At 33.7% G+C, this 19,447-nt stretch carries 18 protein-coding genes; 2 read left to right on the forward strand and 16 right to left on the reverse strand.

Going from position 1 to position 19,447, the window contains the following annotated elements; translation table 11 throughout:
* Positions 1 to 27: 27 nt before the first annotated feature.
* The 4 genes from ACS8MM_RS11840 to ACS8MM_RS11855 form a co-directional block, all read right to left on the reverse strand.
* Positions 28 to 3,498, reverse strand: a complete 3,471-nt coding sequence (locus tag ACS8MM_RS11840) for an efflux RND transporter permease subunit (RefSeq protein ID WP_379717156.1) — start codon at positions 3,496 to 3,498, stop codon at positions 28 to 30.
* A gap of 108 nt (positions 3,499 to 3,606) precedes the next feature.
* Positions 3,607 to 4,746, reverse strand: a complete 1,140-nt coding sequence (locus ACS8MM_RS11845) for an efflux RND transporter periplasmic adaptor subunit (protein WP_379717159.1) — start codon at positions 4,744 to 4,746, stop codon at positions 3,607 to 3,609.
* 15 nt (positions 4,747 to 4,761) lie between these two features.
* Positions 4,762 to 6,105, reverse strand: a complete 1,344-nt coding sequence (locus tag ACS8MM_RS11850; protein WP_379717162.1) for a TolC family protein — start codon at positions 6,103 to 6,105, stop codon at positions 4,762 to 4,764.
* A 10-nt stretch (positions 6,106 to 6,115) separates the two neighbouring features.
* On the reverse strand, positions 6,116 to 6,712 hold the full coding sequence (locus ACS8MM_RS11855; RefSeq protein WP_379717165.1) for a TetR/AcrR family transcriptional regulator: 597 nt from the start codon (positions 6,710 to 6,712) through the stop codon (positions 6,116 to 6,118).
* Between the two features lie 198 nt (positions 6,713 to 6,910).
* On the opposite strand from ACS8MM_RS11855, the gene ACS8MM_RS11860 reads away from it, so the two are divergent.
* Both ACS8MM_RS11860 and ACS8MM_RS11865 read left to right on the forward strand, forming a co-directional pair.
* On the forward strand, positions 6,911 to 7,885 hold the full coding sequence (locus tag ACS8MM_RS11860) for a polyprenyl synthetase family protein (RefSeq protein WP_379717168.1): 975 nt from the start codon (positions 6,911 to 6,913) through the stop codon (positions 7,883 to 7,885).
* Between the two features lie 5 nt (positions 7,886 to 7,890).
* On the forward strand, positions 7,891 to 8,241 hold the full coding sequence (locus ACS8MM_RS11865) for a hypothetical protein (protein ID WP_379717171.1): 351 nt from the start codon (positions 7,891 to 7,893) through the stop codon (positions 8,239 to 8,241).
* Here ACS8MM_RS11865 and ACS8MM_RS11870 read toward each other — a convergent pair.
* The 12 genes from ACS8MM_RS11870 to ACS8MM_RS11925 all read right to left on the reverse strand — a co-directional run bounded on the left by ACS8MM_RS11870 (position 8,238) and on the right by ACS8MM_RS11925 (position 19,441).
* Positions 8,238 to 9,518 carry a hypothetical protein gene (locus tag ACS8MM_RS11870; protein ID WP_379717174.1) on the reverse strand — a complete coding sequence of 427 codons (1,281 nt, stop codon included), beginning with the start codon at positions 9,516 to 9,518 and terminating at the stop codon, positions 8,238 to 8,240. The two genes, ACS8MM_RS11865 and ACS8MM_RS11870, sit on opposite strands and share 4 nt — an antisense overlap.
* Before the next feature lie 190 nt (positions 9,519 to 9,708).
* The gene (locus tag ACS8MM_RS11875; protein ID WP_379717177.1) at positions 9,709 to 10,794 is read right to left on the reverse strand and encodes an alcohol dehydrogenase catalytic domain-containing protein; all 1,086 of its coding nucleotides are present in this window, start codon (positions 10,792 to 10,794) and stop codon (positions 9,709 to 9,711) included.
* Positions 10,795 to 10,796: 2 nt separating this feature from the next.
* On the reverse strand, positions 10,797 to 13,934 hold the full coding sequence (locus ACS8MM_RS11880) for a lantibiotic dehydratase (protein WP_379717180.1): 3,138 nt from the start codon (positions 13,932 to 13,934) through the stop codon (positions 10,797 to 10,799).
* Positions 13,935 to 13,950: 16 nt separating this feature from the next.
* Positions 13,951 to 16,110 carry a peptidase domain-containing ABC transporter gene (locus ACS8MM_RS11885; RefSeq protein WP_379717182.1) on the reverse strand — a complete coding sequence of 720 codons (2,160 nt, stop codon included), beginning with the start codon at positions 16,108 to 16,110 and terminating at the stop codon, positions 13,951 to 13,953.
* Positions 16,103 to 17,257 (reverse strand): HlyD family secretion protein, encoded by a 1,155-nt coding sequence (locus ACS8MM_RS11890; RefSeq protein ID WP_379717184.1) that lies wholly within the window; start codon positions 17,255 to 17,257, stop codon positions 16,103 to 16,105. Before ACS8MM_RS11890 ends, ACS8MM_RS11885 begins: the two co-directional genes overlap by 8 nt.
* Positions 17,258 to 17,808: 551 nt before the next feature.
* On the reverse strand, positions 17,809 to 17,997 hold the full coding sequence (locus tag ACS8MM_RS11895) for a class IIb bacteriocin, lactobin A/cerein 7B family (RefSeq protein WP_379717186.1): 189 nt from the start codon (positions 17,995 to 17,997) through the stop codon (positions 17,809 to 17,811).
* A gap of 5 nt (positions 17,998 to 18,002) precedes the next feature.
* The gene (locus ACS8MM_RS11900; RefSeq protein WP_379717188.1) at positions 18,003 to 18,191 is read right to left on the reverse strand and encodes a class I lanthipeptide; all 189 of its coding nucleotides are present in this window, start codon (positions 18,189 to 18,191) and stop codon (positions 18,003 to 18,005) included.
* A 190-nt stretch (positions 18,192 to 18,381) separates the two neighbouring features.
* Entirely contained in the window at positions 18,382 to 18,543 is a 162-nt protein-coding gene (locus ACS8MM_RS11905; protein ID WP_379717190.1) for a class I lanthipeptide, read from the reverse strand.
* Positions 18,544 to 18,558: 15 nt separating this feature from the next.
* Positions 18,559 to 18,738 carry a class I lanthipeptide gene (locus ACS8MM_RS11910; protein WP_379717192.1) on the reverse strand — a complete coding sequence of 60 codons (180 nt, stop codon included), beginning with the start codon at positions 18,736 to 18,738 and terminating at the stop codon, positions 18,559 to 18,561.
* 91 nt (positions 18,739 to 18,829) lie between these two features.
* Positions 18,830 to 18,991, reverse strand: coding sequence for a class I lanthipeptide (locus tag ACS8MM_RS11915; RefSeq protein ID WP_379717194.1), 162 nt, complete (start codon positions 18,989 to 18,991; stop codon positions 18,830 to 18,832).
* A gap of 15 nt (positions 18,992 to 19,006) precedes the next feature.
* Positions 19,007 to 19,186: a class I lanthipeptide gene (locus ACS8MM_RS11920; RefSeq protein ID WP_379717196.1), complete on the reverse strand. Its 180-nt coding sequence runs from the start codon at positions 19,184 to 19,186 to the stop codon at positions 19,007 to 19,009.
* 93 nt (positions 19,187 to 19,279) lie between these two features.
* Positions 19,280 to 19,441: a class I lanthipeptide gene (locus ACS8MM_RS11925; RefSeq protein WP_379719007.1), complete on the reverse strand. Its 162-nt coding sequence runs from the start codon at positions 19,439 to 19,441 to the stop codon at positions 19,280 to 19,282.
* Positions 19,442 to 19,447: the final 6 nt, after the last annotated feature.

A 19,447-nucleotide genomic window follows, 5' to 3' on the forward strand; every position in this document is an offset into this window, starting at 1 on the left:
AAAACGCCCCAAATTGGGGCGTTTCTTCTATTCTGCATTAGCCGCTTTACGCGCTAAACTTTTTTCTCGTAGTTTATATTTGGTGCGTTTTACCAAATAGAACATCACAGGCACAATAACCAAGGTCAACACGGTCGCATAGGTCAATCCAAAAATAATTGTCCATGCCAATGGTCCCCAGAAGATCACATTATCACCTCCCATATACAAGTGCGGGTTGAAATCTGTAATCAATCCAAAGAAGTCGAAATTCAAACCAATTGCCAATGGAATTAATCCCAATACCGCAGTCAAGGCCGTTAACAATACCGGACGCAAACGTGATTTTCCAGATTCGATAATTACTTCTTTAATTTGGTCTAACGTTAAATCGTCATGACTTTTCAAACCATTATCGGCTACTTTCTTATCCATTAGCAACACGAAGAAGTCCATCAATACGATACCGTTTTTCACCACAACCCCGGCTAATGAGATAATTCCCATCATAGTCATTAAGACAATAAAGTCCATTTGTGCAATTACGTAGCCATAGAAAACACCACTAAAACTCAACAACACCGTAAACATAATTACAATTGTTTTCGAAACTGAGTTGAACTGCAACACAATAATTGTTGTAATACCTGCCAACGCCAAGAACAAAGCGAAGAATAAGAAACTTTGGTTTTTTCCTTGCTCTTCTTGAACTCCTGAAAAACCATAGGTAATATCACCAGCAAGCTTATAATTTTCCAACTCTTTTGCAATACTCTTTGTGATCTCATCCCCGTTATATCCCGTTAAAATATTGGAATACACTGTCATGATACGTTTGTAATTTTTACGTTTAATCTGATTGTAAGTAGTCGTTTTTTCTGTATTAGACACAGCCGAAATTGGCACCTGCATAATTTGACCATTATTCGGATTACGGTACGTTAAAGGCTGATTGAACAAAACGCTTTCATTTTTACGCTGATCGTCTTGTAAACGCATTACAATATTATAATCGTCATCTCCTTCTTTATATGTAGATATTTCCTGACCATACACAGCGCGTCGTAATGTAAAACCAGTCATTCCTGTAGAAGCACCTAAGCTACCTGCATTTACACGATCGATTTTCACTGACAACTCGGGACTTTCTTTATTGATGTCTACTTTCAGTTTTTCAATTCCTGGAATATTTTTCGAATTCAAGAAAGCAATCATTTTATCTGCTTCTTTCAACATCAAATCATAATTGGTACCTGTTAATTCGATACTGATTGGATAACCTGCCGGTGGACCAGCCGCATCTTTTTCTACCGTTACCGAAGCACCCGGAATTGCTTTAATTTTAGCACGAACTTCTTCCATAACATCGGCAGTATTTACACCACGACGGAATTTGAATTCGGCAAAATTTACCGTTACCTTACCTTTATGAGGTGTTTCCGATTGTGAACCCAAATCAACTTGTGGATTAGTCGCACCCACTCCCACTTGAGCAACAATAGACTCTGCTAAAAAGTTCTCAGTGGTTTTAGGATCAACATATTTACTTAAGACATTAATAACTTGTTTTTCAACAAACTCAGTAGCTTTGTTCGTTTTTGAAATGTCTGTTCCTTGAGGATATTCAATGTAAGCAATTACTTGATTTGGAATATTATCTGGGAAAAACAATACTTTTCTTGGGAAAATTCCAAGTAAAATAAAAGAGAAAAACAACATTGCTACAATCAATCCAAAAGCTCTCCAGGCCGCTTTTCCTTCCAAAATTCGAGCCAACACAGCTTTATACTTGTCTTCCATACGTGGAAAAAAGCTATGTTGAAAATCTTGCGTCCATTGGTATAGTTTTTTGTAGTACAACCACATTAATGCTACCGAAATTAAAGACAAATGCCCTACAGCTCTACCTAATTTGGAATCGATTACGTTGCCCAAAATCACAAACACTATTCCAACAGCCAAGAAAATGATTGTATTTCTTTTTAAAACTCTTGGAGAAATATTTCTATCCTCAATATCCATCGAACCACCAGTCATGGCTGCATTAACAACCATAGCTACAAACAATGAAGCTCCCAGTGTTACAGATAAAGTTAACGGGAAATACATCATAAATTTACCCATAGTACCTGGCCATAATGCAAATGGTAAAAACGCCATTAATGTAGTTGCCGTTGAGGAAATAACTGGCCATGCTATTTCTCCAATACCAATTTTAGAAGCCTCGATACGCGGCATCCCTTTTTTCATATTGGCAAAAACATTATCAACGACCACAATACCATCATCCACCAACATACCAAGTCCCATTACCAATCCGAATAATACCATAGTATTCATAGTAACTCCGATAGCTTGTAACAAAGTAAAAGCAATAAATATGGACAAAGGAATAGCAGCTCCAACGAATAACGAGTTGCGCAATCCCATAGTAAACATCAATACAATCATTACCAGAACCACACCGAAAATGATATGATTCGACAATTCATCCACTTGATGCTCTACTCGCGAAGATTGGTCGTTTGTTAATGTTACTTCCAAATTTTTAGGCAAAACTGTTTCCTGTGCTTTTTTTACAACTTCTTTCACCTGATCAATAGCTGAAATCATATTTTGACCCGAACGTTTTTTTACGTTCAACATCACTACTTCTTCATTTTTCTCACGTGCGAATGTCGTACGTTCTTTCTCCTTAAAAGAAATCTTTGCAATATCCTTAAGATAAACAGAACCTCCATACGATTTAACAATCACATTTTCCAATTCGGCAGGATCTTCTATTTCTCCAATAATTCTAATATTATTTCTTGCGCCTTGAGAAATTAAATTACCTCCTGACAACGTCATATTTTCATACTTCACAGCACTTGCAATGTCATCGAAGCTTACTTTTGCAGCGTTCATTTTGTAAACATCAATTGCAATTTCAACTTCTTTTTCATCGACACCTAAAATATCAACTGCTTTTACTTCTGAGATATCTTCAATTTCATCTTCAAGATATTCGCCGTATTTTTTCAATTGCTGTGCCGTATAATCTCCTTTCAAGTTGATATTAAGAATTGGCACCTCTTCAGCAATGTTGATACTAAAAACACTAGGTTCCACTTTACTACCGTTATCAAGAGTCGGCCAGTCGGTGTCAGCTTTAGAAACATCCACTTTGTCTTTAATCAAAATTTTGGCCTGATCCACTGTGATATCATCATCAAATTCGGCCACAATCATACCGTAATCTTGGAACGAACTTGAAGTTACTTTGTTAACACCACTGATGTTTTTAATATTATCCTCTAGAGGTTTGGTTACTAATTTCTCTACATCTTCAGCCGAGTTCCCGGGAAAAATGGAAGAAACGTAAATTTTGTTTTCAATGATTTCTGGGAAATCTTCACGCGGCATTGTTATATAGGCATAAACACCTGTTATCACCACGATAAATGTAAGTATGTATACCGTCACGCGATTATCAACCGCCCAACTGGATATCCCGAATTCTTTACTTTGATGGCTCATATTTGTTTGATTTAGTTGATAAAGAAAAAGGTTAGTCTTTTATATGTTCAAGATTTGGGACCAACAAAATTCTTAGAAACAAGAACTAACCCTTTCTTTTCTTTCTCCTTAAAATGTTAATTTCATTCCTTCAGAAACTGTGTTTGCTCCTTCCGAAACAATTACATCTCCTTTATTCAATCCTGATTTAATTTCTGTAGTGTTATTAGACGATTGTCCGACTTTCACTATTGCTTTCTTCGCAGTTCCTGATTTATCCGTAGCATTATTCACCACGTATACAAATTTATTCCCTTGTGCATCTTGTTGGATTACATCTGCAGGCACAACAATAGCCGATCTGTTAGTGTAATCGATGATTTTCAGTTTTGCTACCTGATTCGGTCGTAATAAACCTTCTGGATTTGGCACACTTACTTCGATTCCGAAACTTCTGTTGGCTGGGTTAATACTCTTACCTACTTGTCTAACTTTGCCTTGGTACGTTTTTCCAACGGAAGTAATATCTGCCTCAACCACAGTTCCTACCTGAAGTTTTCCAACATAGGTTTCCGGAACCTGAGTGCTCACATACATATTACTTAAGTTCACGATACGCATTAAACCTTGTGGATTAGCTGAAACGATCTCGCCTCTTTCGACAAATACTTCATCAATCACACCCGTAAATGGCGCTTTTATTACTGTTTTCTCCAATTGTGCTTTCATTTGCGCAACTGATTTTTGCAAGCTAACCATTTGAGTTTTGGCTTGTAAATATTGTATTTCAGAACCAATTTTTTGATCCCATAATCTTTTTTGACGTTCGAAAGTGGTTTTGGCCAATTCGTATTGTGTTTGAATACTCGCTAATTGCTGACTCATACCCGAATCATCCACTCGTCCTAAAACTTGACCTTTTCCAACTCTTTGACCCGCTTTAACATTCAAAGCGATTAAAGCACCTGGCATTTCAGGCTGAATCAGGATATTTTCTTTCGTATCTACATTTCCTTGAATTTCAAGATAATGATTGAATACAGTATCTTTCACCGTGATTACCTCAACCAACGCCTCTTCCGATTTCTTTTCCAAATTGGCTAATGCTTGATCGATTTTAGTCAAATCCGCTTGTAAAACGGTTCTTTTGTTCTTTAATTCTTGTACGTTTTTAGTTTCGATAAGTTGATCTATCGAGGTTCCATTATCTTTGCTCCCACAAGCAAAAAGGAATATAGCAACTAAAGAAAGTAGGATTACTTTTTTCATTTTTAATATGTTAAGTTAGTTTTTATTGATAATTTTTTCCAAAGCAGCTCTTTTATTGATGATATCCACCATGGCCTGAAGATAACTTTGTTGTGCCGTATACAATTGACGTTGCGCTTCTGTAAATTCAAAACTGGTTGATAAACCCTCTTTAAATTTAATTTGTTGCTTATTTTCAATTCGCTCTGATAAATTCAACGTGCTTTTTGCTGAATTGTATTGTGCCACACTGTACTCATAATCACTTCTTGCTTTTTGATACTGTAGTTGTAATGTTTGTTCTGTTTCTAAAACTTTAGTCTTAGCCTGTTCAAAAGCAATTTTAGCTTGTTCTGTTCTTGAATTACGACCAAAAGAACTAAATATCGGCACATTTAAACCAACACCAAAGTTTGAAAAATTATACCATTTTTGGTCGCTATTAAACATTGTAAAACTATCATTGAAAGTATTATATCCGAAATTCACCTGCGCTCCCAAAGAAGGCAGAGCTTTACTTCTTTCCAATTTCAGCAATAGTCTTTTCGATTCTTCCACATTTTTCTCAATTTGGTAATCGATATTGTTTTCCACTTTAAACGTTTCGCTTAACAATGCCATATCGATATTTTGGGTGGTCAGAATATCTAGTTTATCTGTCAAAACAATTTCTTCATTCAATTCGATTCCCATCATCAATTTCAACATATTGGAAGCAATCACTTTCATACGAGTAGCATAATCCAATGTACTGTTAACCGAAGCCAATGTGATCTGAATACGCTCTACTGCTTCTTCTTCAAGAAAACCATTCTTATACGTTTCGCTCGTTTCTTTCAATGTTTTCTCCAATATGGCTTTGTTCCGTTCTACAATTTTGATGCTTTCCTCAGCCAACAATACATTCCCATAGGCATTCGTTGTTAGCTCGGTAACTTCCTGATTGGTTTTCTTTTGTGCATTTTGTGAAATTTTCAAATAGGTTTTAGCTGATTCTAAGCCAACCAAATAAGAACCATCAAAAATCAACTGGTTTAAAGTAAGTGTACCTACCATATTATGTTTCAATCCGAAACCAACAGGTATAATCAAACCAGCAGGCGCATTAGCATCAAAATTATTGGCATAAACCCCTTGTTTTTGTGCCTCAAAAATGCTCTGATAACTAACGTTACCTGTTATTTGCGGTAGTCCCATTGTTGTGGTTTCCCATTTTTTTTGTTTTGCAGCTTCAATTTCCCTGCTGGCATTGATCGAATTGTAGTTGTTTTTAACTGCATGATCAATGGCCTCACGCAATGAAAAAGAAAGCTTCTTACTGTCCTGTGCAAAAAGCTGCACCTGTATTATCATGACTAAGAACAAAATGCTTTTTCTCATGGTTTGGTTTTTATAATTTGTGTATTAATAATTGTTTTTCAAGTTCTTCAATTCCTTTTGCTGTGGCGATTGCGCGGGTATGGTATTCCAACGCTTTTAGCTCCAAAGCCTGACTGTCTTTTTCCAGTGCTGTGGTTTCATTAATATTCAATATGAGTGTATAATAAAAACGAATGCTTGATTCCACATCCAATTCTGCTCTATAATACCCTTCTTTAATCCCTTTTTCAATATTCATACGGAATAAGTGATCACAAGATTCATTTTCCTTGCAGATTACTTTTTCATAAATCTCCGGGTAATGCTTTTTCAATTGAAAAAGTGGTGTAGAATCTGCTGAACTAAAAAGTTCATCAAACATTCTTCGTATTGCAAAATTTTCTTCAACGGCATTCAAATTTTTCTCTATAATACCTTCAATAACCTCATGTATTTTATTATGAGTCAAACCAGTAGCTTCTTCAACAAGCATTTCCTTGTTGGCATAATACTTATAGATTGTTTTTTTGGAAATGCCCATTTGGTTTGCAATGTCATCCATAGTAATGCTTTTAAAACCATATTTTAAAAACATTTCAGTTGCCTTTTCGATTATCTTACATTTCATATTCAACTATTTTTGGAAACTATGAGTTCAAAGTCCAAATTCGATGCAAATATAGAATGGAAACTTTTAACACCAAAATAGTTTCCTTGGTTTTTACAATTATTTAACATTTAAACAAAAGCGTTTTACTTCTCATTTGAGTAGTTGCCATAAAAAGAGTATTTTTGTGCTATCAACTTATAAGTTTCTACAAGCAAAATGCATTCTATATCACACTATCAGGAAGTTATTTCCAATCACTTTTCAGCCTTGGCCATTGATAAAGAACCCAACAATTTATATGAACCTATACGCTATATTTTATCATTAGGAGGGAAAAGAATGCGTCCGGTTTTAACTTTGATGGCAGCAGAGATTTTCAATGTAGATTGTAAAGATGCCTTACCAGCAGCAACGGCAGTGGAAGTGTTTCATAATTTTTCATTGATTCATGATGATATTATGGATGATGCACCATTACGAAGAGGAAACGAAACGGTTCACGAGAAGTGGAACATTAACACCGGAATTTTATCAGGAGATGCCATGTTAATCTTGGCCTATCAATATTTCGAGCAATACGAACCAGAAATCTTTAGGGATTTGGCCAGATTGTTTAGCAAAACTGCTTTGGAAGTGTGTGAAGGACAACAATATGATGTCGACTTTGAAACCCGAGATGATGTTACTATTCCGGAATATTTGAAAATGATTGAATATAAAACAGCTGTATTGGTTGGAGCTGCAATGAAAATGGGTGCGATTGTAGCTAAAACTTCGGAAGAAAATGCGAATTGTATTTATGATTTTGGACTGAACTTAGGCATCGCTTTTCAGTTGCAAGATGATTACTTGGATGCTTTTGGTGATCCGGAAACTTTTGGCAAGCAAGTGGGTGGTGATATCATAGAAAACAAAAAAACCTATTTGTATCTTAAGGCCAATGAATTCGCTGAAACTAACAGTAGAGCACAATTATTACATTTGTTTTCAATACAACCTGCAGATAATACTGACAAAATTAATTCAGTAAAAGAAATTTTCAACTCAACTGGCGCTAGCGAAGCAACGCAGGAAGCCATCAAAAATTATACTTTCAAGGCATTTGAAACTTTAGAAAGAATGGATATTGAGCAAAACAAAAAAGAGCTATTGAAAGCTTTTGGTGAAAATTTAATGCGTCGAAAAGTATAACCAATATGTTTGTTGCACCTTTAAATACCGATTTATTACTTTCTGAAGCACAGAAAGAACAATTGTACATTAAATTGATTGAACAACTTAATAAAGATTTTACGTTTGCTAACGAAAGTCTTGATTTTCCAACCACTTTATCTCCAATAGATTTAAAGATTCAATTGCACGAAAAAATATACAAGTTAATCCAACATAAATTTGCCGAATACCTTAATCTTCTTTACATCATCGATGTACCTGAAGATCAGGTAAAAAAATTGGACGGTTCCGACCTGCTTGAACTTGCCGAACAAGTTTCCTATTTAATTTTAAGAAGAGAATGGCAAAAAGTTTGGTTTAGAAACCGCTTTTAATTCTTTTTTGCGACGTCTTTACTTGCCAACACTAGAGCTGATTTGAATCTTAAATCTGGTGTTTTCTTCAAATCACTTTCGATAAAGAGCGAGAACGGATCCAATTCATTTTTTTCCAAAAAGAATTCTTCTCTGTTATAATTTTCAACAACCGCAGCAGTTGCATAAGAGTTTTCGCTTATAAAATTGGTTCCACATTTATTAAAAAGGACATTCTCAAATTTATACGGTTGTAATTGCACGATGTTGCCTTTAATTTGCCCATCGAATAAAACGCCCTGTTTAAATCCAGAGATCACACTATTCTTGAAAGTCAGATTCGCTCTTTCTTTCACATAAATCGCTTCATTAGTAACCCCTTCCACTTCATTATTATCATTTATCAAAGTCAAATAGTTCGCTTCAACATTGGTTAGTTTTTTACTAAAATCTGCATTGGAAGCTACATCATAAGATTCAACTTCAAGACTTCTCGAGCCTTCCGGACTGGAAACAAATGAATTACGTACTGCAACACTATTCTCAATAACACATTGCACGCCTTCCGTAAAATCAAAGTCATCATCTAGCGCTCTAAAAGACACCAACTTATCTACAAAAACATTTCCTCCGTAAAACTCAAAAGAATCATCACCGGAAAAACTGACTTGAATATTGCTTAACAAAGTATTTCTTCCAACACCTGCCAAAGACAATCCGTTAGGACATTTTTTATGTTTTCCTCTTTTTCCTGCAAATTCGATTCGTACATATTTCATGACACCCGAATCACTCGTTAAATTCTCTCCTCCATAGCTATTATAATTGGCTTCCAGTGTGAAATCAAGTTGTTTTGAAAACTTATTTGTAGGCGCATCTCCCATAACTATTATACCCCCCCAATCACCTGATTTTCTTTCAGATTGTGGCTTATTCGAAGTAAAAACTATGGGATTAGCCTCATCTCCTATGGCAACAATTTTAGATCCTTTGGTAATAACTAACAATCCATCGGTTTCGAAATCACCACGAATCACAGTCCCAGGTTCGATAAACAATGTTGCTCCTTTGGTAACATATACCACGCCGGTCAAAAGATAAATCTGATTGTTTTGTAGGACCGTATTTTGAGAAATTATACCTGTGAGCAATGTTGTGGTCTCTCTATATTCTGAGGTTTTGGGTTTAAAATTTGTCCAAGTTCTCAACCAATTTGATTCACCATAAATTCCTTTCAGGTCTTGAGCCGAAAGTGCGGCTCCTGTTAATAAAAGCAGAAGTAGAATAGTTTTTCTCATATGTTTCGAAGTTTATGTATTTAGGGCAGTAATAATTCTCGAAATCTGTATATAAAGATACTTTAACACGTAAGAAAAATTTTATGGTTAAACCATAAAAAAAGTTAAACTTATGAAAACCAGCGTATAACAAACACAAAAGGGGGTAACCACACCCCCTTTTAACCAAAAAACTACCAAATTATGTATATTAATATTGGAATACTACTTTACCGAATTTATCATTCGAAAGATTATATGATTTCGAGATAAAATCTGCAATTTTATCTTCTTCAGTAAACACGGAATCAATACAAGCCTTATTTACCTTGTAATTCTGTAGACCGTTTACTAAATCTTCTGTTGATCCGAGACAATTTCCAATAAAACTCACATTACGCATCATCATATTTGCAATGAGTAATGACAGGTTTGCGGGTTTAACCCCTTTCATTTTTCCTGAAGACTGATTGAAAATTCCACAGGTCAAGTATCTTGAATTAACATTCATTTTATTCACCAAATACTCCAAATAAGTATCCGAAAAGGCATCAAAAACTACATCAAAGAAAAGTTCTTGAGGAATATTGTTCTCTTTAATGGAATAAATCTCTTTAATAAAAGGAAAATGATTTTTTATCTTTTCCGTATTTTTCCCGGAGAAAGAAAGTCCGTACACATTACATCCTTTTTCCCAAAGTGCATTTAAAATAAAGAACGAAGTATTCGACGTAACAGATGTAACTAAGACATTATCCCCCTTTTTTATATCGGCTTTACGTATCATTGAATTCGATGTTTGCACACCGATACTCAAACCACCCGCTTCTGTTTCCGAAATAAATTCGGGTACTTTAACCAATTTCGCATAATGGTATATTTCATATTCTTTACTTGCGTGATTGGATGGAATACCTGGTACAGCTCCATTTTCGAAATTGGGATAAAATCCATTCCCGATAACCAAATCCCCTTTCGAGAAATTGGTAATGTTTTTCCCAACCGCTTCAACATACCCTGCAAAATCGGAACCAATTGGATAAAAAGAGTCACCTTCAACTGACTCTAACTTACGCCATGCATTTTCAATGATTCCTAAATCCCTATAATTTAGTGAAAAGCTACTTTTACGTACCAATACCAAATTTGCATATTCGTCACTTTCGGGATCGAATTCAGGCTTAACACCTTCAATTAAAGCTAATGGAATTCTAAGATCGTCAATTTCAATTAGGTGTCTCTTATTCTCTTCTACTTTCTCAAAAAGCGAGTGAGTTACTACAGATAATGCTCTCATAATTAATTGATCAGTTCTAATGTGTTTTTTTCTTCCTCTTTAGTATCAGCATTCATGTGAAGTTTTTTACTGTAATATTTGTACAGATAATCGTATACTACCATTTCATGAATTCTGTGTTTGGTCAAGAAAATCCTGTTACATACCATATGAATATAACTCAAGATTATTTGAAACAAAGGAGCTGGAAGTCTATTTTCTGCTTCTAATTTTTTTATAGCTTGAATAGTTTCAGCGTTTGCCAAAGAACGTTCCTTCATAATTTCCCAAAGCGGTTCATACATTTCTTCAATGGCATTTGCATCAAGAAAACAATCAATTTCATATTCACTTTTTGCAAAATTTTCATTGATTTGTTTGTTCAATCTTCCGGCACGGTTAAATTCTTTTCCGAAACCGGTTTTTGCCACGTTCATCATTTTACATTTGTCTTGAAGAGAAATTCCAAAATCATTCAGCAAATGATCCATTGACAATAGTGCAAATAACCAGCGAATTTTTTCACCCGAGTCACCTTCAATCATATCGGCAAATTTCATTGTACATTCGCTATCATTGAAAAACAAAGATTCAGTACTTTCAATAGCATCATAACCATAACGTTGTAATTCTCTCAAATAGCTATCTGTTTGAGTCTTCCATACCACTCTAGTATCTTCAAAAGGTTTAATATGCGCCTTAATTGTTTTTAAAGTATCATTATAATTTGATAAATCTTTTAATAAAACCCTAAAACGAATGTGGTGACCAAGTGCATCGTAATAACGAATGAAGAACCATTTTTCTATCAAACCTTTTTCTTTTAACTCGGCAACAATTGGATTAATTCCTTTATTTAAAAGTTCTTCTCCAGCTCTTTCTCCACAATAAAACTTATAATACAACCACTTTTCACCCATTGAAAAAGACTCTTGAACACCCTCTTTCTTCTCATTTGGAATAAATGCAACGGTATTTTTTTCTTCTGTTTTTTCAACATTACGATGTGCTGAAACCACTATTTCATTACAATAAGTATTAGTAACAGTATCTTCAGTGAAGAAAAATTCTTTTAATTGTAAGAAACGTTCTCCTTTAAGCATGAAATAGAACACCATACAACTCAATTCATTTTCGAAATTGATCAACACTTCGTTATCACCTTGAGTAATATAAACAATGTTTGGAATTTCTCTTGCTTCCTGGAAAGCTCTCACAACATTAACCGCATCTTTTTCATCATTAGAAAGTAGCGTATCAATATCATTTTTAGTAATATTCCAAGTTGCTCTACTTAAAACCGCATCCTTGTATGTTAATCTTGGCAAATAACTAAAATCGTTTTGCAATGCTCCCCAGCTAAAACCAAATCCCATAGAATTTTGGTTTTGCAAATCACACAAGAAATGATAAATAGGTAAAGCGTTTGAACTATAATTGTGTGCATTACTTAATCTTGGTATAATTTCTTTACCGAGACGTTTAGAGCGTAAAACAATTTGACCTCCTCTTACGGACACATACAAGTCTTCAATTAGAATTTGGTTTTCCAATGGCACAGAAGACATTCCTAAATAAGGAATTTCATAGTCTCTCTGGAAGTTTCTGTACAAAATATTCCCAGTTCTTGCTTGAGGCAAATGCACGATTTCTGCAATGATTTTATCAGGGTTTAATTGTTTTTCCACATCAGAAATCTCGTTACATAAGCTCAAAATTTGTTCATCAAGGTGGCTAAAACGTCCAATCAATCCGTTGGCTGAAGGCCCTGATATCGATTTAAGATTTATTTTTTCGCTTCCGTTCTCATGGAAAATATTAACAAAAGCAGAGAAAGTTTCTGGATATAAAGTTTCATCCTCTTCAAATTTATTAATTTCTTCATCTTGCAAATCGACAATTTTTAGATTGTTTGCTGTAGCATGAATCAACTTTTTCAATAAAAAGCTCTTTTTCGCATCTAGATTCACTTGTTTTTCGTTGGCATATCTTGGAGCAATAGCCAATTCATCTACTAAAGGTGCTTTTGCGCCAGATTGTTTACCGTAGCCAATTCCAATATCAGGATCCAAAACATTTACTAGAGGCTGTTCATACTCTTCATAACGTTCTTGGAATTTCTTCTTAAAATCTTTTAAATTTTGATTTTCACCATTAGAACTTAATTTATTTAATGCAGATATTGCAGGACGGAGTGCTTTAAGTGTTTTGAAACTCAAGGTTCCTTCTTTAATTTTTCTGCTGGCATCAACCTGAAATAACTTCGTGATGTCAACATTCCCAATTTGCTCATTAACTAACTCAAAAATTGAGTTATATAGCGCAGGATCATTAATACCATTTCTATCAAGATCATTGATTTTAGTTTTTAAGTTTGTAATTAAATCTTTTATCACTTGTGCTTCATAGAAATTGAAACGTTCTTCTGAAAACACCTTCATTATTTTTTCAAAATAATCTTCACCCGTCACCGTAAATTCTAATTCACTGATGATAAATTGACTTTCAATTAGCGTATCAATAAAGCCTAATGCATCTTCTCTTGAAATATCATCTCCAACTAAAGCATTTGCTAAATCCTCAATTAATGCTCCTTTTCTTCCTTTATCAAAAATCAATTCAAGGTACTCGCTAAATTCAACTTCAGATATTTTATGAAACCTTACGTTGTCTTTGAAATAATATTCCACGTAACGAAACTTATCAAACACTTTATACATTGAGTTGTTAGAGAAGTACTTTAGTGCTTTTTTGATAGAATCGTTTTTAATGATTATTGGAATTAGCTGTCCTAAGAAATACATATCGTATTTTGTAAATCTTCCTAAATCACTGTTTTTTACATCCAGATTAGTTGTAGCACTCATAGTAATTGGCGCAACTGTGGCAAACATACCAAAAGGAGTACTTCTGTTTGATAATCTTGATGCATATTTATACAATGATCCCTTAAGGTTTTTTAAGTCAGCTTCTTCCTGGAACATTTCCCCATTTTCCCAGGCTACGAGCGCTTTATATATATTAGGTGATCCTAAGAATAATGCTTCGCGGTTTTCTTCTTTTGAAAAGATTTCCTGGATTTTTTCCCATGTTAAATCAATTTGCTTCTCCTCGATTGGAGTTCTTACGATAGCAGTCTTTGTAAAAGAGTAGTTTTTCATTTGTTAAATTTTTTTATTAAACAGCTATATTATTCCACATTTTATAGTAATAGTTTTTGTTTTGCATCAAAGTTTCGTGCGTACCACTTTCTACGACTTCACCTTTTTTGAAAGCATAAATCACGTCTGCATTTTTAATGGATTGGAGTTTGTGAGCAATTACAATAATCGTTTTACCTTCTTTTGATAAATCCTCCACTAACTTTTTGATGACCATTTCAGATTCTGAATCCAATGCTGAAGTAGCTTCATCTAAAATCAAAACATCAGGATTTTTATATAAAGCTCTTGCAAAGGCGATACGCTGTCTTTCTCCTCCAGAAAGATTTGCTCCAAATTCCCCTAAATATGTACTGAATCCATTTGGCAAAGCTTCGATAAAATCATATGCTCCAACTCTTTTACTTGCATCTATAATCCTAGCCATATCAGGCTCAGCTTCACCAATGGCAATATTAAAAGCAATTGTTCCATCAAATAGTTCAACGTTTTGAGGAACTGTTGTAATCAAATTGTTGATACTTTCTTTACTAATGTACCTCAAATCATAATCCCCAATCAATATTTTACCTTCGGAAGGATAATAAATATTTTGAATTAAAGAGGCAATTGTACTTTTACCACTTCCACTTTCCCCAACGAATGCAGTAAAACTTCCTTTTTTGATTTCAAGATTCAAATCTTTAAAAATATACCTTCCTAATTCATACGAGAAATCAATATCTTTAAATTGAATGTCGCCCAAAGAATTTGACGTCAAGTTTATTTTTGATTCCATTTCTTCACGATCCAAATCCATAACTCCAAATAATCTGTCAGCTGCAATCATAGCATTCTGAATCGCTTGGTTTGTTCCGATAAGTTGAGATGCTGGTCCAGTAAAATACCCAATAATAGAGTAAAAAGAGAACAATTCTCCAGGTGTGATTTCACCATCAATAGCATAATAGGTTCCAGCCCAAAGCAAGATAATGGTAAACAACCTTGACACAAAATCAGTCGAAGTTCTGGAAAAAATACCATTAATACCTGATTTATAAACACTTCCCAACAAATCAATAAACTTCAATTCGGTTTTAGTCTTCGAAAAATCTTCAAGTGACAATCGTTTTACCGTACCAATATTTTTAATGGATTCTACTAATTGAGATTCCAATAAGGCATTTTTTTCCATTATTTCCCTTTCCACTTTTTTGTTTAGTTTATTCACAATAAAGTAAATTGCCAAATAAAAAGGAATAATCAAGGATACTATCAATGCCAGTTTCCAATAATAGGTAAACATTAGAATAAATGAAAAAATCACAATAAGAATATTTACAGAAACACTCAAAGCCGTTTCGTTGATTAAGGTTCTGATTTTAACGGCATCACCTATTCTTGACATGATTTCACCAATTCGCATCGTGTCAAAAAACTTCTGAGGCATGGTAAATAAATGTTTATAATATCCCAAAATAAGTCGGGAATCTATTTGTTGACTTGTTCTTAGAATAAAAACATCTTTTAACACACTATATACTACTTGCAAGATCAAACACCCAATAACAATGATACTCATTAGGTTGAGCAAACTCTTATTACCACTTACCAAAACAAAATCTGTAATTTTACCAACGTATATTGACACAGAGAATCCTAAAACAGTATATAAAACAGCACCTATAATAGCTTGAACCAAAATATATTTATGCGGTTTCAGCAAAAATGAAATTCTTTTAAAATTGGAGAATTTTTCATTCTTTTCCACGAAAATATCTTCATTAGGAATCAAAATCAAAGCATATCCTGTAAAAATTTTTTCAAAATCGGCTAATTTCTTTTTTTCCAATTTCCCAATGGCAGGATCCATGATTTTAACATAGGTATCGGTCACTTTGTACACCACCACATAATGCGGAAATTCATGTCCGTCTTTAATAATCATTACATGTGCAATAGCAGGTAACGGTAAATCTTTAATTCCTTCCATTGACAATTTAATACCCTTAGCCAAGAAACCTAATTTAACCGAAGCTTCTCTCAAACCTAGTAAGGTTGTCCCCTTCTGATTTGTATTACCATATTGTCTGATTCTTGAAATTGGCAAACTCAAGTTATAGTATTCAGATATCGATGCCAAACATGTTGCGCCGCAATCTGAAAAATCATGTTGTTTAATAGCTATTTTACTCATTTTTATTATTATATGGATTAAACCAATCTTCTACCTCATCAAATAACAGTTGGAATGCTGAACGTTTTGTTAAGAAAAATCGACTTGTGAGTGTCATTCCTTTTTTTAGTTTCCCCATTGAACCGTTTTTTAGCATTAGTTTATCTTTGTCTAATGAACTCTTAACTTTATAAAAAGGCATGTTATTCATCATCAGGATATCTTTACTAATTTCAATAATCTCTCCTGTTCCGAAACCCCATTGATTGGAATTAAATGCATCAATCTGATAAATTGCTTTCCCTTTCTCTTTAATAAAACCAATATCCGATGGATTGACATAAGTTTCAACAATTACATTCTTGTCTGGTGAGATTTCAACCACTAGATTTCCAGGTGCTATTATACTCCCTTTATGAAATCCTTGCATATTCACTAGTTCACCATCAATAGGAGACTTAATTACATAATCGTTTTCTTCCTCTTGAAGTTGTTTTTGACTCGAACGAATTCTATGATCAGTATTGACCAATTCAGCATATTCTTTTTGCCATGCTAGTTCTGCTTGTTTAACTAAATTTACTCTGTCATTTTTGATTTTATTCAGTTCCAACAAAGCCTTTTCATATTCGGCTTTTGCCACAACATCTTTTTTGTAGAGTTGTTCAGTTCTATCAAAATCTGTTTGGGTCTTTTTGATAATTACATCCAAATTATATAACTCTTGCTGATGCTTTAACAACTCTTTTTGAAAAAGATCTGATTTAACAGCTGAATAATTTTTATTGATAATATTGGACAAATCAATCATATAGGAGGAATTTTCAGAACTCTGTATCGAATTAAGATTTTCCTTTTCTTTTAAGACATTGTGTTCGATAATTAATAGAGTATCTCCTTTTTTTATTTTTCTATTCTCTTCGATATTAAAATAAGCAATACGACCACTTACTGGCGCATAGATGTTCAATTTTTTGTCCTGTGGAATAATTGTACCTCTACTTGTAGTGTAAATATCAATTTTAATAAATGGCAATGACACAAAAGCTATTGCAACCGCAATAAAAGTAATAAGGAAAAGTAACGATGTCCTTTTACTGTGTTTTACGATATGGTTCTCCACAGTATTGTTTAAAATTTCTTCTGGAAAAATGTTCTTATCTGTCATATCAATTTTTTGAATTATTAACAGGGCAAATGAACTTAATATTTAATGAACAGAAAAACGGGATTAACCTAATTTTATAAAAAAAGCAGTCTTTAATTGGTTTTAAAATACTGAATATTAGTAAGATAAAATCAAAAATCAATAAAAAAGGGTTGCATATATGCAACCCTTGATATCTCAAAAAAATAGGCAAAAAAACGAGGATAACCAATTAAAAAACCGATTTAGATACGTCAAAAAAGTCGTAATAAAACTTCAGTTTACCTTTATTTGGCTAAAAAATTGAAATTGATATTATCTCAAAAATGATTAAGAATTCAAATCCTTCATCATTTTTGCTCCAAAAGCAATTATAAAAAATCCAATTATCGGTATAATACTCGATAAATTATTTTTAAAACAATAATAATAAACCACCAGCACTAATCCGAAAATAAGTAAGAGAGCTGCTATTGATATTTTTAACGTATTTCCCATTTTTATTAATTTTTTATTTTTTATTAAGAATATATAGGCTACAAAAAGTAGCCTATAATATAATCAGTCTAATACTAGTCTAATGCCCAAGCCACTAACGATCCTATGATCGCACTTGCAACTGCAGCACATGTAGTTGAAGAAGCAACAGCTAAAGCTATTGGAGTTGCTCCACCATTAATATCATACAACTGGCTGTCATTTAATTCCACAATAGCTACTTTATTGAAAGCTAATTTTGCGTTTACGTTTTGATTTTTCATCTTAATTAGTCTTTTAATAATTCTTTAGTAGCTAAATACAATCCAACAGAAAGTGCAAAACCTTCTACTGCAGCCCAAGAAACTGCAAGTACAGGTGTAGCACCACCATTAACATCATACATTTGAACATCATTTAACTCTGTAATAGCTGCCTTGTTGAAAGCCAACTTGTTGTTTACATTTTGTTTTTTCATTTTCTTATTTTTAGTGTTTAAAATTTATATGACAGAATTCCATTTCTGTTTGAACTTTAAAAATTAAATCTTTTTCTATATAAATAATTGCATATTATTTTATGTATAACCTAAGCGGTTTGAGCATGAATATTTACCTCTAAAAATTTAATTCAAAACCGGTAGACTTTATTTCTACCGGGGTTGTTTTTTACCAAACGTCTTTAGTAATCGCGTAGCTTAATGCGATAGAAGCTACGAATGCACATGGAGGTGTACTTCCTCCGTTGATATCAACTAAAGATTGATCGTTTAACTCAGAGATAGCTGCCTTATTGAAAGACAATGCGTTGTTTGAATTGTTGTTTTTCATGATATAGTTTGTTAATTATTTTACTAAATAAGCGATTGATGCTCCGATTAAGGCTCCAGCTCCAGCTAAACACCATGTAGAAGAAGTAACTGTTGGAGATGTTCCACCATTTACATCATACATTTGCACTTCGTTTAATTCAGTTACAGAAGCTTTATTGAAAGCTAACTTGCTGTTTACATTTTGTTTTTTCATTTTCTTTAATTTTTAGTTTCCACTTTGTTTACATATTCCACTCTGGAATTTTTAAGACTGGCAGAGAATAATTCCCTGCCAGAATAATTTTTTACCAAACGTCTTTAGTAATTGCGTAGCTTAATGCGATAGAAGCAACGAATGCACATGGAGGCGTACTTCCTCCGTTGATATCAACTAAAGATTGATCGTTTAACTCAGCGATAGCTGCCTTATTGAAAGACAAAGCGTTGTTTGAATTGTTGTTTTTCATGATATAGTTTGTTAATTAGTCTACGAAATAAGCGATTGATGCTCCGATTAAAGCTCCAGCTCCAGCTAAACACCATGTAGAAGAAGTAACTGTTGGAGATGTTCCACCATTTACATCATACATTTGCACTTCATTTAATTCAGTTACTACAGCTTTATTGAAAGCCAACTTGTTGTTTACATTTTGTTTTTTCATTTTCTTTAATTTTTTAGTTTTCCACTTTGTTTATGTATTCCACTCTGGAATTTTTAAGACTGGCAGAGAATAATTCCCTGCCAGAATAATTTTTTACCAAACGTCTTTAGTAATCGCGTAGCTTAATGCAATTGAAGCTACGAATGCACATGGAGGCGTACTTCCTCCGTTGATATCAACTAAAGATTGATCGTTTAACTCAGCAATAGCTGCCTTATTGAAAGACAATGCGATGTTTGAATTGTTGTTTTTCATGATATA

Origin of the sequence: Flavobacterium sp. MAHUQ-57 (genome assembly GCF_051908335.1) — a bacterium.
Classification (GTDB): domain Bacteria; phylum Bacteroidota; class Bacteroidia; order Flavobacteriales; family Flavobacteriaceae; genus Flavobacterium.